Raw genomic sequence first — 15093 nt, 5'->3', positions numbered from 1 at the left:
TTGGGTATATAAGGGCGCTTGATAGCGTTTCAAGGGCCTTACGTTAACAACGCGCCAAAACTGCTCAGGGTGCTTTGCTAACAACCACCATCGCTGGGCGCACCACGCGGCCATTGAGCGAATATCCCTTCTGCATTACGTCGATTACCGTGTTGGGTTCGACATCAGGATTGGGCACCATCGTCATTGCTTCGTGGTACTGCGGATCGAAGGGCTCGCCTTGCGGATCGAACACCTCAACGCCTTGTTTCTGCAGAGTGTTTTGCAGCATATCGCGGGTCATCTTCACCCCTTCAAGGTGAATCTCGTCGGTGCCCTGCGTTTGCATGGTATCGAGCGCCTTCTCGAGGCTATCGGCGACCGGCAGCAGCTCCTTGACGAACTTTTCGAGCGCGAACTTGCGCGCCTTTTCAACATCTTGGGTGGCACGCCGGCGTGAATTTTGCGCTTCAGCCGCCGCACGCAGCGCTTGATCCTTCGCTTCGGACAGCTCTGCTTCCAGCGCTTCGATGCGCTGTTCAAGCGCAGAGCCGCCTTCCGCGCCCTCTTCTACGACACCTTCAACAACGTTTTCATGCTGATCTTCAGCCTGCTGAAACTCGCCAGTAACGTCATCTTGAGGATGGCTATTCTCTTCTGGATTCCGCGACATTGGTTTCTCCTGAATCGTCTAGTTACCGCTCGCTAGCTGTATACGGTAACGCTGAACTGCTGCGCGCTTCGGCCAAACCGCCCCGCTGCGGCGCTTGAATAAGTTGACACACATAGAATGGGGTTGACGGCGCCAATCTCAAGACGGTGATTGCTCGAAAGCCGGATAAAAAAGACTGTATATTTTTCCATGTGGCGTGTTATAAACACCCAATAACTGTATACATGAACAGGCGCATTACTCCCTACGTTCGCCATTCAGGCCATCAGGAGAAGATCAATGCTGACTCAGCTTTGCATCCGCAATTACGCGATTGTCGACCATCTGGAGCTCGACTTCAGCCACGGTATGACCGCAATTACTGGTGAAACAGGAGCAGGCAAATCGATTCTGCTGGGGGCACTGTCGATGTGCCTTGGCGAGCGCGCCGAAGGCGGCAGCGTGCGTCACGGGTGTGAACGGGCCGAATTGACGGCTCGGTTCGATCTATCGCGCCTGAACGCCGCTCGAGCCTGGCTTGATGCCCGCGAATTGGATAGCAGCGAGTGTCTACTGCGCAGGGTAGTTTCCGCGAACGGACGTACCCGCGCATGGATTAACGGCACACCGTGCACACTGACCGATCTTAAGGCGCTCAGTGAATTGCTGATCGACGTGCACTCACAGCATGCGCATCAATCGTTGCTGCGCGAACAGCAGCATCAGCTACTGCTCGATGAGTACGCAGGTGTTACCGCACAGGTTGCTGAACTGCGCACCCTCTACAAAGAGTGGTCGCAGGCACGCAAACGTCTAAAACAGGCGCAGGAGAACGGCAGTGAAGCTCAGGCGAGACGTCAACTGCTGCGCTATCAGGTAGAAGAATTGGACCAGTTGGCATTGGCCGAAGACGAGCTTCACCATCTGGAGCAAGAGCAAACGCGCCTCGCTCATGCTGAACAATCGCGTCAGCAGGCACAGTTGGCGCTGCATTGCTGCAATGATGATGAGCAGGGAGCAGCGGCAAGGCTGGCGCAGGCGAAAAGCGCTCTGATGGAATTGCCGCGCACCAACAGCGATGCTATCGCCAGCGCTCTCGCAATGATCGAAGAAGCCAGCATTCAACTGGATGAAGCGAGCAGCGAGCTGTCACACTTCATTGATGGCGAGGAGCTCGATCCCGAGCGACTGGCATTTGTTGATGAGCGACTGGCCGACGTGCACCGAATTGCCCGCAAGCATCATGTGATGCCCGATGAAGTGGTCGCTTTACACACTCGGCTGGCAGCTGAACTTGAGCAGTTGGAAATGAGCGACGACGACCTCGAGTCGCTCAGTGTGAAAGTGCGCGAGCTGCGTGACGAATGGCGAGCGCTGGCACAGCAGGTATCGGAAGCGCGCAATGCTCACGCAGAAGAGCTGGCACAGCAAATACAGCAGCAGCTTAGCTTCCTGGGAATGGACAAGGCAGTGTTCGACGTTGCCGTCAACCGACGCGACAGCGCCCAGCCAGAAGGCATGGATCACGTGCAATTCCTGATCAGCGCCAATCCCGGCCAACCGCCGCGACCGTTGCACAAAGTAGCTTCCGGCGGTGAGCTGTCGCGCATTAGCCTCGCTATTCAGGTGGTGGCCGCCTCGCATAGCACCATTCCTACGCTGGTATTCGATGAGGTGGACGTGGGCATTTCCGGTGCCACTGCCGAGATTGTGGGAAGACTGCTGCAGGAGCTTGGCAACAAGGGCGCCCAACTGCTGTGCGTTACCCATTTGCCGCAGGTAGCAGCCCAGGCCCATCGACACGTGCACATCGAAAAACAGCAGCATGACGAAACCATGCTCACCCATATGTCGGTGCTGGATGAAGGTGGACGCGTCAAGGAACTAGCCCGCATGCTGGGCGGCGTTAGTCTATCAGAGCGCACCTTGGCCCATGCCCAGGAAATGCTTAGCGGCGGCCAGCGCCCTGCTCGGCATTAACGCCCTGGATTTTCGCTAGACATAACAAAGCCTCACTACCTGTCATGGCAGTGAGGCTTTTTGCATTCAGTGCTATTGCGACGCCGTGTCAGCTTCCGCGGCGGTTAGAGCCATCCTGACGTGTCGCTTTCGACCCTTTCGGGCGAACATAGAGCACCAATGCATGATCGACTAGCTCGTAGCCACGCTCCTCGGCCAGCTCACGCTGACGGCGCTCGATCTCGCGATCAAAAAATTCGACCACTTCGCCGGTTTCAAGGCACAGCATGTGATCGTGGTGATCTTCCTGAGCGAGCTCAAATACCGCGTGACCGCCATCGAAATTGTGACGCACCACAAGACCCGCCGCTTCGAACTGAGTCAAAACGCGGTAAACGGTGGCCAGACCGACATCTTCACCTGCTTCAAGAAGCGAGCGATAAACGTCTTCGGCGCTCATGTGAAGGTCTTCTTCTCGAGTTGCTTCGAGAATTTGCAGAATCTTCACTCTAGGCAAGGTGACCTTTAAGCCTGCCTTGCGTAACTCTTGATTCCTGTCGGCCATTGGAAGCTCTTCGCAGTCACTGGGTGTATCGGGTATGATCGACCAACGCAAACGATATGGAAACTCTGGGGCAAATGCAAAACTCGATCAGAATCATCACTCTATTCTGCACGATCAGCCTAGTATCAGGCTGCAGCCTTTTCAGCGTCTACAAGCGCGATGAGCCACAGGGCAACCTGATTACTGCTGAGATGGTGCAAACAATCAAGCCGGGCATGACACGCGAGCAAATCCTCTACGTGATGGGGGCGCCGGTGCTTAACGATGCCTTCGATGCCGACCAATGGGATTACGCTTACCGTTTGAACGCGTCTGACAACAAAGTATACATCAAACGCGTCAGCATTACGTTCAAGAACGACAAAGCGGTCAATATCGAGAAAGATGGCGATCTCGATAATACCCCGTTGGTCAAACCGCAGGGCGGTCCAGCAACAGAGGCGACCGTGTCGCCTAATCCGGGCTCTCCGGCGACCACCAGCAACTAGGGCAATCGCTCAAGCAGAGCTGTAGCTATATGCGGCTCTGCTAACGCGCCCATTCACTGACCGGCCGTATAACTATGCGGCTGGTCAGCTAGCGTGCTCCGCTCTTGTTGTTGGCACGCGCCCTTCTTGCCTGCTTGGGATCTATTTTCAGCGGCGCATACGCCTCTATTCGGTCACCGTGCTTAAGCTCTGCTGTATCAGGATCACGCACCTTTTGCCCGAATATGCCCAATGGTGCCTCTCGCCACTGTTGTTCCTGCGAGCAGGAAAACATCGCGGCCAGTCCCTGCCGGTAGCCCTCGGCCACTGAGGTGCCCTCATCCAGCTTAAGCGCCACCAAGCGCTGCTCACCTTCAGCAGCGAGCGCCACTTCGATATCGATCTTTCTAACCACGTCCGTAAACCTGATCGGCTCGACGGGTGAAAGCGTCGACCAACTGACCCGCCACTTGTCCAAACAGCTGGCCAAACGCCATGCCCAACAGGCGATTGGAAAAATCGAACTCCATCTCGAGCTTCACCTGGCAGCTATTGTCGCTGAGCGGCTCAAAGTGCCAATGCCCCACCAAACTCTTGAACGGGCCCTTCACCAACGAAATATCAATGCGCTCAGGACCGTGCAGCTCGTTGCGCGTGACCATGGCTTGCTTGATGCCGCCTTTCGACAGCGTCATCTCACCGATAATGTATTCATCCGTCTGTTCAATTAGACGCGAGCCCCGACATCCCGGCAAAAATTCCGGATAACTCTCGAAATCGTTGACCAAATCAAACATCTGCTGACTGGAGTGACGTACCAGTGCCGATTTATTGACCGAAGGCATACCTCATCCCCTTGGATACAGCTAACGAGCCCTACAAGCTCGAGTTTCAGATTCAAAGTGTTGAATGGTAACATGTTGCCCCCATTTCAACGGATACTCGCGACACAATCGGCACAATTAAGCTGCTCGATTGGGCACCTCACGACTATTCTTTTCATTCACACCTGGTTATCGAATCGGGAGATTCCATGGGCAAGAAGAAAGGCCAGAAACAGGGCAGTAACCTGATTGCCCAGAATCGCAAGGCACGTCACGAATATCACATCGAAGAAACCTTCGAGGCGGGTGTCGCGCTAGCGGGCTGGGAAGTCAAAAGCCTGCGAGCTGGCAAAGGACAGCTAACAGACACCTACGTGCTTATTCGTAACGGCGAGGCGTGGCTACTAAACGCTCAGATCGTGCCGCTGGAAACCACTAGCACACACCATGTAGTGGAACCTGGCCGCACCCGCAAGCTTCTTATCCACAAAAAAGAGATTGCGCAAATCTTCTCGCGCACCCAGGACAAGGGTCATAGCTGCGTACCGCTGCGCCTTTACTGGAAGAAGCACATCGTGAAATGCGAGATCGCGTTGGTGGTCGGCAAGAAGATGCATGACAAGCGCGATACTGAGAAGAAACGCGATTGGGAGCGCCAAAAAGCGCGAGTAATGCGCGAGAACCGCTAATTTTACGCGCCTGCACTTGAATTCAAGCGGGCAGGCCCTACATAAAAAGAGTGGGACAGCATTGGCGCAGCAACCGCCTTCTGCTATTCTCGCGACTCCTTTGGGGGCGTTATGGATTCGACGCCGGTGGCAAATCCCTAGGTGCATGCCGAGAGCGTGGCGTATCTCGTAAATAAAACGTTACTTTTAAAATAGTCGCAAACGACGAAAACTATGCTCAGGAAGGTGCTCTCGCTGCATAAACCAGCGTGACATGTTCCACCCTGAAGTGATGCGTCCATCCATCACGGACGGGAAAGAGCCAAGCTGATGGAATCGCCCTCATGTTTGTCTTCGCCTTGAGGGTTAAACTTTAGAAGAATCGCTGCTGCGTATCCTGCCCGTCGGAGGCGTAGTGGCTAAATTAAATGACGGAACTAAGCATGTAGAGCCGACGGAGGAGTACCGGCGGACGCGGGTTCAACTCCCGCCGCCTCCACCAATTCAAAGGCCCGGCACCTCAAGGTGCCGGGCCTTTTATTTAAATATTTCATAAGGTTATAGAAACCTGCCCTGCAAGTGCGGTTGATAAATAAATAATCAAATAGTCATGATATGGTCACAATATGGCATAGCTTGGTCACACTTTTGGTCACACTTTTAGCTGCCAATAGTGAAGCAGAGAGCAGGCGACCTCAGTCATGCGCATTTCCTCCGCACACCGCACTGCCAGTCAACGACTGCTGGGACAACAGCCCAATGGAACGATTTTTTAGGAGTTTGAAGAGCGAATGGATCCCCACTCAGGGGTACCGGCATCTTGCAGAGGCAACGAAAGCAATCACTGATTACATCACGGGCTAATACAGCGGGCTTCGGCCTCATCGACACAACGCATGGCTGACGCCGAACGAAGCAGAACGACGTTATTTCAATACGTCTATTAACGTGGCCAGTTTTTGTTGACCACTACAATAAAACTTCAACAAAACATTGACTCGAGAAACACCCCAAAATATGATTTTAGATGGGTCACTTTTCAATGAAAAAAGCGGGTCAGTTTTCGGCGCCAAATAACACTCATAAGAATCAACTGAATTTTCATTACAACTTCCAGCTTCCCGGCACCGAAACCTCATAGCCAACACCGATCTCGGCGAAGTGCTGCTCGGCGGACTTGATCTTCGCATTCTCTGTCGGACGTCGCTTGCGCGGGTCTTCGCTACTCTTCGTCTCACGGATCATGTAGACGTGTTCTTCACCGTCGACGTGCTTCACGATCGCCCAGTCCGGGTTGTACGGCCCGACCGGGGTGTCGATCTTGAACTTGTCCGGCAGCTTCATAAAGAACCGGATGTCCTGACGGCTGTCGAGGATCTCAGCGAACTGGCGCTCCGGCTCGGAGTCGTACACGACATAGTCGAAGGTTGAACGCTCCGGGTTGTCGAGCTTGTACATCTGGTCGAGGAAGCGTTCCTTTTCATCGAGCCCGTCGCTCCTGAGCTCGTGCAGCTCATAAATCGACCCGGCGATCTTCTCGTACTCGATACCATCGACAACGAGATGAGCGAGCTCAGCTTGCATGAGGCGCTTCACCATCGCGATGAAGTCGTTCGGGTTCGTGATGAACTCCCCCAGCCGGCCAGTGCCAATAAGGATGTCGACGATAGTCTTGCGCGTGAGCGAGGTTGCCTCCTGCAGCTCACCTATGATGTCCGGCAGGTCGTAGCTGCCGTGCAGCTCTGCCGAGCGTGAGCCGATCTCGCTCCCCTTCGCGCCGCCTCGCATCACCTTGACACCAGCACGAGTGACCTCAATACGCAGCGGATCGATCTGTGGTGCTTCCTTGATCGCCTTGACCGTGTTCTCAATGATCTGGTCGCGACTGACCTTAACCTTGTACGTCGTGCGCTGGCTAATCATCTCCCAGAACCGTTCGAACTCAGGGTTCGCGAACAACTCTTTGTTGAGCTTGAGCGCCTGACGCTTGCTGGTCTGCTTGACGTACTTGCCAATGTGGGCTCGGCCAATCAGCTCAGTGATCTCAGTCTCATACGGCGCGTAGTCATCAGACAGGTCGAGCGTGAAGCCCTGCAGATTCGGCTGGAACTTCGGCATCACCGTGCCGTTATCGATGAAGCCCTTGGCCTGCAAGTGGTTCCACACGTCAACCGAGCGCTCGTAGCCGAACAGCTCCTCAGTCACGATATCATCACCGCCCTTCAACGGAATCTTTGAGAACTCCGCTTTGCGCACACGACCGATCTCAACGCCAACGCACTCGTACTCCTTCTGGAGTGCATCGGCGAACTGCTTATACGATTCGTTTGCCACCACGGTCAGCGTCGCGATGCCACGATCGGCCACGCGCTCGTACCCGCCTCCAGTCTTGGCAACAGGCAGGCGTAGACCGCGTCCGAGCGTCTGACGGCGCTCCGTCTCGGCTCCCATCTCGCGCAAGGTGCAGATCTGGAAGACGTTCGGGTTGTCCCAGCCCTCACGCAGTGCCGAGTGGCTGAAGACGAACCGCACGTCCTCATTTTCGTCGAGCAGGCGTTCCTTCTGCTGCATGATCAGCTCGTAGGCGTCATCGTCAGCCTTGGTCTTGCTCGTTTCAGACGTATCCTGGAACTTGTCTGCGGCCCCCTTCTTGCCCTTGAGAACAGAGAAGTAGCCGCGACGGAGATCAGCCGGATCCTGCGGTAGCAGTTCCTGCCACTGCGAAGACTTGGCACGCTCCTCGCGGAACAGCTCATCGAACCATTGCACGAACTGACCATTCGCATCGTTGTTGTTCGAGCCATCCCCAAGGAAGCTCTCGACCTTGTCGATGAAGAACAGGCTGAGTACCTTAATGCCTTTGGCACGCAGCTGGGTCTCCTTGCGCAGATGCTCCTTGATCGTCTCACGGATCATCTCCTTGTAGATCGCACCCGACGATCCGCCGAGGCTCTCGCCCTGATGCAGGTAGCCGTGCAGCGTCAGGTCGACGTACGCGGGCTCGATACTCATCTCGTTAACCCGCCAACCGTCGTACTGCGCGTTGCCTGTAAGCCTAGCATCAGAGAGTTCTTGGCTTTGCTTGACGTTGACGACCTTACGCTCGAGCGTGCCGTCCGCCTTGCGACATGACAACTCCAGCCGGGCAACCCAACCCTTGTCGTTCTTAACCTCGACCAGCTTGATGTATGGCGAGGCGTCCGCACCTTGCTGCTGCACGTCGGCCACCACGATCTGCTTCACCAGACCTAGGTCGTGCGCATCGACCGGGTCGAGGCGGTAGACAACGTTGCGGAGCTTTTTGTGTGTCGCGCTGTAGCGCAAGGTGAAGACTGGGGCGAGCTCACCCACGGCCGACTGTGAGAGCAGTGACTCCATATTCTGCGGCTCGTCCATGATGACGACCGGATGTGTCGCCTTCAGGTAGTCGATTGGTTTGAGGCCGTTCAGCTTGTCTCGTGCCTGGTGGATAATCCGCGAGTTCGCGTTCCCACGTATCGAATCAATCGTCATAACCATGATCTGCACGTTGGTCGACGTCGCAAAGAACCGCACCTCCTCAGCCGTCTTGCCGCTATAAACCGACGATTCGAAGGTAATATTGCACTTCTTGTAGAGGTTCTCGAAGTGCGAACGCATAAGACGGATGCTCGTATTCACACCCTCACGGATTGCCACGCTCGGCACTAGGATGACAAACTTGGTGAAGTTGTACTGGGCCGCCAGCTCAAAGATTGTACGGAGGTAAACGTACGTTTTACCCGTACCTGTCTCCATCTCGATGTCGAAATCGAGCTCCGCGTCATCGAACAGTTTCGAAGCGACCTCGAGGCCGTTCTTGTCCTGCACGCGCTGCAGGTTCGCTAGCACCGTGTCGCGGTCGAGCACCAGGTGGTTCCCGACGGCACCGACTTCCTGCGAGAGATCAAGGTCGAGCGCGACGTTCTTCGTCTCGTCGACAGTGGCCACCTGACCGCGCAGCGTCGTCTCCAGCTTCTCGGCGTCCTTCGGCTGCCCGTCGAACAGGTCGACGACGGAGTTGATCGCGTCGAGCTGATAGGGCTGGCTGGCGTCGAACTTGAATCCGCTGCTCGCTGTATTGCCTCCCATGATCAGGCCGTCCAAAGTTCGATGCCACGGCTCTTACAGAGCTGGGCCAAATTGGTCTTCAGCTGGTCGTCACCCTGGAACGCATCCTCGAGGACGATCAAACGCTGCGGATCCTCATCCGCCACCAAACAAAGCTGCTCGAGTGTTGGCTTGACGTGCTCATTCAGATAGGCCAGCACAATGCCATCACCCACCGAGCGTAGTTCGAGGCCGGCCACGTCAACCGGAGCAATCTGCTCGGTCAGTGAGTAACCCTGCTTGAGGAGGATCTCCGAGAGGAGATCGTCGGCAGATGCGTCATCGGCGCTGCTCGAATCCCGCAGATCGAGCAAGTGCTGCTCAAGCTTGGTACGGTCAACATCACTAGAGAGCTTCCACTTAGAAAAGTTAGTATCAGCAAGTTGGTACGAGCGGAAGCCGTTGTCTCCCGACATCGTTTGACCAACACGCAGAATACGGTCCCGCGCGATATCAGCAACCGTCGCGTAATCCTCTTGACGAGCCACAGACCCTTCAGGCGTGGGCTCAGGGAGCTGGACTGATATGAAACTCCGATGGCCAGTGTCCGCAGCGTTTGCGAGCATCACGGCATGAGCAGTTGTGCCAGAACCTGCAAAGAAATCGAGGATGATGTCCTCCGGGCCCGCCGCAAGTGAGATCATCTTCCGCACCAATGCCGTCGGCTTTGGCGTATCAAATACATTATCCCCGAATAGGTCGATTATTTCCTTCTTCCCTTCCTTATTCGTTGCAACGTCTGCCCAATAGTTCGTCGTCGGCTGCCCTTTGCTATCGTGCGCATAAATGACCCGCTGAGGCACGCCATCTCCATTCTTCCCGAAGTAGATACGACCACGCGCCACGAGCTCCTCATAGCTCTTCTTGGGATACGCAAAAAGCCGACGATGCACCGTACCGCCAGGGGTACGTATGTCGTACTCATATCCCCCGCCTTTTAGCCCCTTCGACACCGTGATCGGCACGGGTCGCCACCGACCGTCGGGAAACTCAGCTGTAGGTTCCTTGTACGCGGACTTCACATACTCTTCAGATATGGGTTCAGGGTTCACGAGCGCATCGGAGCTTCTGCCGTACGCAAGGATGTACTCCCCTTGGATCGCGACGTTCTTCGTATCGCTCGAGATCTCCTTCTTTCGCTTCCACATGAAAGAGGCAATGAAGTTGCTCTCACCAAACACTTCGTTGCAAACCTTTCGAAGGTTATCTTGCTCGTTATCGTCGATGGAAACAAAAATAATACCGTCCTGTGTTAACAGATTCCGTGCTAGCTTAAGTCGAGGGTATATCATGTTGAGCCAGTTGGAGTGGTAACGCCCCTCAATGTCAGCGTTAGTTGAGAGCTTTTTGCCTTCCTCACTGACCTGTTTTGTCCACTCGAGGTAGGTGTCAAGCCCTTCCTTGTAATTGTCTGGGTAGACGAAGTCCTTGCCGGTGTTATACGGAGGATCGATGTAGATCATCTTGATCTTGGCGTGGTAATGCTTCTGCAGGATCTTCAGCACTTCGAGGTTGTCACCCTCGATGAACACGTTCTTGGTGGTGTCCCAGTCCTTCGATTTTTCGAAGTCGGGACGCAGTGTCGCCGTCGTCGGTTCCTGCGCAGCACGCAGAGCACGCTTCTTACCTGGCCAAAACAGCCCGAAGCGCTCACTACTGTCTGCAACGTCTCCATCCAAGAGTTCCTTGAGCTTCTCCACGTCCACCTTGCCGTCGACAATAATCTCGGGCATCAACTCGGCAAGCCGCGCTGCCAGCTCGGTCTGAAAGTTTGGGGTAGTGGATGGTGTTTCGTGGGGTTCTTCGCTCATCGGCTATTTCTCTTGCGATGTCTTTTAAACTAAGTAACTTCTGAAAGTGCAACGTTTCGCAACGTTTTGCAATGTTTTTTTAGGCAAAAAAATTGCCTGTCCCCCTAGATGCGGCTGGTCGCATTGGGGAATTAGTACTGCAACGTTTTTGGCACCGCGTGCAAAACGCAGGCGCGGGGGGCATTGCGCGAAACGGCATCTGGGAAGCGTCAGCGAGAGGCCCGCAGGGAGGTCGCAGGAGGGCCGGAATCGGCAGGGGTAGGGGTACCGAGGGGGCGGAAATGAACACCGCAGGAGGGGCGCGAGCGGGCGATATCGAAGGGGAGAAGTAAAAAGAGAGATTTTCCATTAATATTGGATAAAAATCAGATATTCATTGATAATATCTGAATATTGGGTTATTATGCCTTTACTGACGCGAGGGCATCATGACACAGCAAATCAAGTGGACAAAAAAAGCGCTGAAACAGCTTTTGAAGATCACTCCACCAATTAGAGAAAGACTGGTGGAGGCTGCACGGTCTTTGGAAAATATGCCGGACGTCAAAAACATCAAAGCACTAAAGCGTCATCAGTACGGTTACAGAATGCGCGTTGGAGACTACCGGATATTGTTTGACTGGCACGATGCCATCAAGGTTGTGGAAATTGAAGAGGTGAAAAAGCGCGATGAGCGAACATACTAGTAACGTGCAAGTTTTCAGCGGCCTAGATGGCCGCCCTGCTTACGTTGTAATGCCGTACGCTGATTATCTAGCGCACTTCAAAGAAGAAGAGGCATGCGTGCCGCAAGACGTGGTCGAGAAACAGGTGTTAGAGAACATGAGCCCAATCGCTGCATGGCGTAGGCATCTCGGTATAACGCAAGTGGAAATGGCGCAGCGGCTTAATATGTCACAGGGCAGTTATGCAGGTATCGAGAAGTCGCAGCGACCTCATAAGGCAACGTTAGACAAGGTAGCTAACGCGCTAGGGATAGACGTTGAGCAACTGGTGTATTAGGGAAGCCGCCTATCGGCGGCTTGATAGGATAGAGTCAGTCGCGACGGCGAGAGGACTGGCCAATGGGCACGTTTAATTCAACGTCACGAAACTGGATGACCTCCGCGCCCAGAATGTCATTCAACTCCCGGAACGTCTCCATCAGCGGCATGATCTCGTTATCAATGAATACGCGCGACGCCGTGCCGGTGTCGCCGAATCCACCATTGTTGCTCGGGACAATGCCCAAAAGCTGCGGCGGCACACGATGCCCTGCCAACTGATCGTCCCTGCTTGTGTTTTTCAGTGCCGCAAAGTCATCGCCTGCCTTCACGTCGCTGACAGGAATAAGCTGCACGCCATCCTTCTCTCCCTTTGGGCTATGCACGAACAGATTCTTGAAATTGCCCACCCCCTTTGTGTCACGCAGAGATTGGCGAATGGCATCAACGTCTTCTTTGTTCTGTTCAGCGCCGCGCATGTACAAAATGAAGCCAGCGTGCGAGCCGTTTTCGTAATACCGCCGCCGAAAGAGCGTCGCGGCTTCGTTCAGCATCACGGATTGAAGCGCCCCCATATAATCGGGGACGCCGTACACCTCTTGGTTAATATCGGATTGTTTCAGGTGAGCAACGCTGCCCGGTGCGAACGCATGTAGCTGCGCGTCAGGCGCACCCCATGAAAACGGCATCTGCCAATAGAACGTCTGAAAATCCACGCCGACTCGCACATGGCGCGCTTGCGCAGGGCGAAGGGCCAATAGCGAGCCTAGCTTAGAGCGCAAAGTTTCCAGATAGCAGTTGCCGAAGATAAGAAAATCCTGCGCCAGCATCTCAAACTGCTGCCGGTTTAATAGCGGGTGAGGAATGAAAAATTTCTTTAACAGGTTGCGCTTTACCTGAAGCGCACTCCCGTGATGGGCCGTTGCACGGTAAAGCTTGGCGAGCGCATCCATATCGACAGGCGGCTCAAAATACGTTTCGCCGTAGGGAGTGAGCCCCGTGTAGTAAAGATCATACTGGGTTAATACTGGCGTAGGTTCGCCAAAGGTAAAAAGTGTATCGCGCGTGGCGGGTGCAGATACGATGGCATTCGCCAAGGGCGTGCCATCGGCTGAAAAACGGTGGCGAGGCTTGTTCACGTGTAAATCTCCACAAAGCCGGAGTGGGCTCCATCATCGGGGCCATCCAGCGGTTCAAAATGTAGGGCATGCATGGTGGCCCACGCTAGATCGGCGTGGCCATGTTCATTGGAGCGGCTGGACTTGATGGTGATCGCGCTGCCGGAACTGGTCGGCACACGTTTGATCGCGGAAAAGGCTTGGGTGATATCGCTATCGCCTGAGTCGTACTGAAGGCGTCCTCGCCGGATGATGTGTTGCGCTTGGCGAACCATTGCCGCTTTGCTATCGGGTGTGTAGCGATAGCGCGTCAGGCGCGGGTAGAATTTTTCGACCAGTTGGGCGACTGATTCCCCCATGCCGTTAATGTCGATACCGATATGCTCAACGTGATATCGCTCACACATGGATTCGATGAACGCGGCCTGCGTTTCGTAGTCACTGCCGCGCAGGCGATGCTTCTCGATAATACGGTGCGCGTCATGTCGCGTGCGCGCCGGGGCCATCACCACTAGCCCCGCACCGTCCCCCGTCAAACTATCACCCGCAGGGTCATAGCCAATCCACACGGCGCGATTGCCGTAGGGCCGTCGCGTCCACGGCTTAACGTCTGGCCAACTATCGATCGAATCGACCATGCAGCTCGTCATGGCAGACAGCGGGAAGAGCGACTGCGAATCGTCCAGGAATTCGCATTCGAAGAGGTTCGCAAATTCCTCATCGGCGTATTCGATGCGCAGCTCGTCAAGGTCGACCAGATCAAAGCCCTGATCGATAGCATCATGGACGGTGACAATCTGCCGCCACTGACGATCAGCGCCGCGCAGGCCATCTTTTAGCGCCGCGTGACTGGTATCAAACACCGCCCTATCGGCAGGCTTTCGGCGTTTGTTGTATCGCTCGCCCGTCCAAAATTCGTACGCCTCGTGATCGATGGTGGAGGGCGTTGATATATAGGTCTGGGTGAATTGTTTATGCGTGGCCATGGCCGATGCCACCTTGCGAAAGGTGGAAAATTTGGCAATCCAAAAATACTCGTCCATGTACACGTCGCCAGAGTAACCCTGCGCCGTCGCTGAATTCGTGCCTAGAAACGACAGGGTTGCACCGTTGGGCAGCTTGATTTCCTCCGCCCCTTTCAAATCGATATCAAGAACGTCCTTCACGAACTGCGCCATGTACTTACGGAAGTTGAGCGCCTGCTTTTTCGACGCCGACAGAAATATCTTCGACTTGCCGGTTTTATAGGCATCCAGAATCGCCTCGCGGGCGAAATACCACGTTGCGCCCAACTGACGCGCCTTGAGCACGTTGCGAATGTGTTCGGTGAGTGATGCCTCCCACCAGCGCCGCTGAAAGTCAAAAAGCGAGCTGTGGAATGCCTCTTCCAGCGCAATCAATCCCTCGTCACCAATCTCATTTTTCCCTAATCTCGCTCGCCGTGACCGTGGCTCACCGCCCCCGCTTTCGCGGCTTCGCGAACTGCCATTATCCCCACCGGTAAATCGGAGTAGCTGGCGATTGAGCGCGTCCAGCTCCTTATAGTCGCCGTTGGATTTCGACTCCTTGGCAATAAGGCTGCAAAGCCTCGCTTCAAGCGTCGCGCTGACGCGATCGGCAGGCGTCGCCTCGTCCCATTTATCCCGCGCTTTCCACGTACGAATAACATCCGCAGATTCGCTTAGGTGATCGGCAATATCGGCCATCCGCCACCCTTGCCAGTACAGAAGCTTGGCTTGGGAGCGATGAGAGGTGGGGAGCGCAATAACGTTGGTCGTAGTCATGCGGCAAGGGTAACGGTCGTCTGAATGACACCGCTCATCCCTTTACGCGTTACACCCGCTTCTTACACAGCGAATTGCTCGCGCCTCATCTCATTGATCGCCACCCTTGGCAGCAACGTGGGCGGACTCTTGAGCCACCGCCCGACAGACAAGAC

The 15093-nt window shown here is 54.9% G+C and carries 13 protein-coding genes, 1 other RNA gene and 1 pseudogene; 7 read left to right on the top strand and 8 right to left on the bottom strand.

Features of this window, described 5'->3' with window-relative positions; translation table 11 throughout:
- Positions 1-64 precede the first annotated feature (64 nt).
- Positions 65-652, bottom strand: a complete 588-nt coding sequence (gene grpE, locus R84865_RS08215) for a nucleotide exchange factor GrpE (protein ID WP_435639357.1) — start codon at positions 650-652, stop codon at positions 65-67.
- Positions 653-931: 279 nt separating this feature from the next.
- Between grpE and recN the strand changes: the two genes are divergently transcribed.
- The gene (recN, locus tag R84865_RS08210; RefSeq protein ID WP_435639356.1) at positions 932-2611 is read left to right on the top strand and encodes a DNA repair protein RecN; all 1680 of its coding nucleotides are present in this window, start codon (positions 932-934) and stop codon (positions 2609-2611) included.
- A gap of 88 nt (positions 2612-2699) precedes the next feature.
- Here the strand turns inward: recN and fur are convergent, their stop codons facing one another.
- The gene (gene fur, locus R84865_RS08205; protein ID WP_435633273.1) at positions 2700-3155 is read right to left on the bottom strand and encodes a ferric iron uptake transcriptional regulator; all 456 of its coding nucleotides are present in this window, start codon (positions 3153-3155) and stop codon (positions 2700-2702) included.
- Between the two features lie 74 nt (positions 3156-3229).
- Here fur and R84865_RS08200 point away from each other — a divergent pair, with 74 nt between their 5' ends.
- Positions 3230-3643: an outer membrane protein assembly factor BamE gene (locus tag R84865_RS08200; RefSeq protein WP_435637122.1), complete on the top strand. Its 414-nt coding sequence runs from the start codon at positions 3230-3232 to the stop codon at positions 3641-3643.
- An 88-nt stretch (positions 3644-3731) separates the two neighbouring features.
- Here the strand turns inward: R84865_RS08200 and R84865_RS08195 are convergent, their stop codons facing one another.
- Positions 3732-4037, bottom strand: a complete 306-nt coding sequence (locus R84865_RS08195; protein ID WP_435633271.1) for an RnfH family protein — start codon at positions 4035-4037, stop codon at positions 3732-3734.
- Entirely contained in the window at positions 4030-4467 is a 438-nt protein-coding gene (locus R84865_RS08190) for a type II toxin-antitoxin system RatA family toxin (RefSeq protein WP_435633270.1), read from the bottom strand. Before R84865_RS08190 ends, R84865_RS08195 begins: the two co-directional genes overlap by 8 nt.
- Before the next feature lie 188 nt (positions 4468-4655).
- Between R84865_RS08190 and smpB the strand changes: the two genes are divergently transcribed.
- The 3 genes and pseudogenes from smpB to R84865_RS08175 form a co-directional block, all read left to right on the top strand.
- Positions 4656-5135 carry an SsrA-binding protein SmpB gene (gene smpB, locus R84865_RS08185; RefSeq protein ID WP_025731835.1) on the top strand — a complete coding sequence of 160 codons (480 nt, stop codon included), beginning with the start codon at positions 4656-4658 and terminating at the stop codon, positions 5133-5135.
- A 102-nt stretch (positions 5136-5237) separates the two neighbouring features.
- Positions 5238-5616: a transfer-messenger RNA gene (gene ssrA, locus R84865_RS08180) on the top strand.
- A gap of 236 nt (positions 5617-5852) precedes the next feature.
- Positions 5853-6080 (top strand): annotated as a pseudogene (locus R84865_RS08175) (integrase core domain-containing protein); the annotation flags it as partial.
- Positions 6081-6218: 138 nt separating this feature from the next.
- On the opposite strand, the gene R84865_RS08170 reads toward R84865_RS08175, so the two are convergent.
- Positions 6219-9224: a restriction endonuclease gene (locus R84865_RS08170; RefSeq protein ID WP_435637123.1), complete on the bottom strand. Its 3006-nt coding sequence runs from the start codon at positions 9222-9224 to the stop codon at positions 6219-6221.
- A gap of 2 nt (positions 9225-9226) precedes the next feature.
- The gene (locus R84865_RS08165; RefSeq protein ID WP_435637124.1) at positions 9227-11053 is read right to left on the bottom strand and encodes a site-specific DNA-methyltransferase; all 1827 of its coding nucleotides are present in this window, start codon (positions 11051-11053) and stop codon (positions 9227-9229) included.
- A 428-nt stretch (positions 11054-11481) separates the two neighbouring features.
- On the opposite strand from R84865_RS08165, the gene R84865_RS08160 reads away from it, so the two are divergent.
- Both R84865_RS08160 and R84865_RS08155 read left to right on the top strand, forming a co-directional pair.
- Complete coding sequence (locus tag R84865_RS08160) at positions 11482-11739, top strand: type II toxin-antitoxin system RelE family toxin (protein ID WP_435633269.1); 258 nt, start codon at positions 11482-11484, stop codon at positions 11737-11739.
- On the top strand, positions 11723-12055 hold the full coding sequence (locus R84865_RS08155; protein ID WP_435637125.1) for a helix-turn-helix domain-containing protein: 333 nt from the start codon (positions 11723-11725) through the stop codon (positions 12053-12055). The genes R84865_RS08160 and R84865_RS08155 overlap by 17 nt, the downstream gene beginning before the upstream one ends.
- A 34-nt stretch (positions 12056-12089) precedes the next feature.
- Here R84865_RS08155 and R84865_RS08150 read toward each other — a convergent pair whose 3' ends face one another.
- Positions 12090-13133: a phage portal protein gene (locus R84865_RS08150; protein ID WP_435639355.1), complete on the bottom strand. Its 1044-nt coding sequence runs from the start codon at positions 13131-13133 to the stop codon at positions 12090-12092.
- A 38-nt stretch (positions 13134-13171) separates the two neighbouring features.
- Positions 13172-14938: a terminase large subunit domain-containing protein gene (locus tag R84865_RS08145; protein WP_435639354.1), complete on the bottom strand. Its 1767-nt coding sequence runs from the start codon at positions 14936-14938 to the stop codon at positions 13172-13174.
- Positions 14939-15093 lie beyond the last annotated feature (155 nt).

Origin of the sequence: Carnimonas bestiolae (assembly GCF_051251145.1) — a bacterium.
Lineage (GTDB): Bacteria > Pseudomonadota > Gammaproteobacteria > Pseudomonadales > Halomonadaceae > Carnimonas > Carnimonas bestiolae.
The sequence above is the reverse complement of the archived record's forward strand: the minus strand, read 5'-3'. Positions and strand labels throughout refer to the sequence as shown.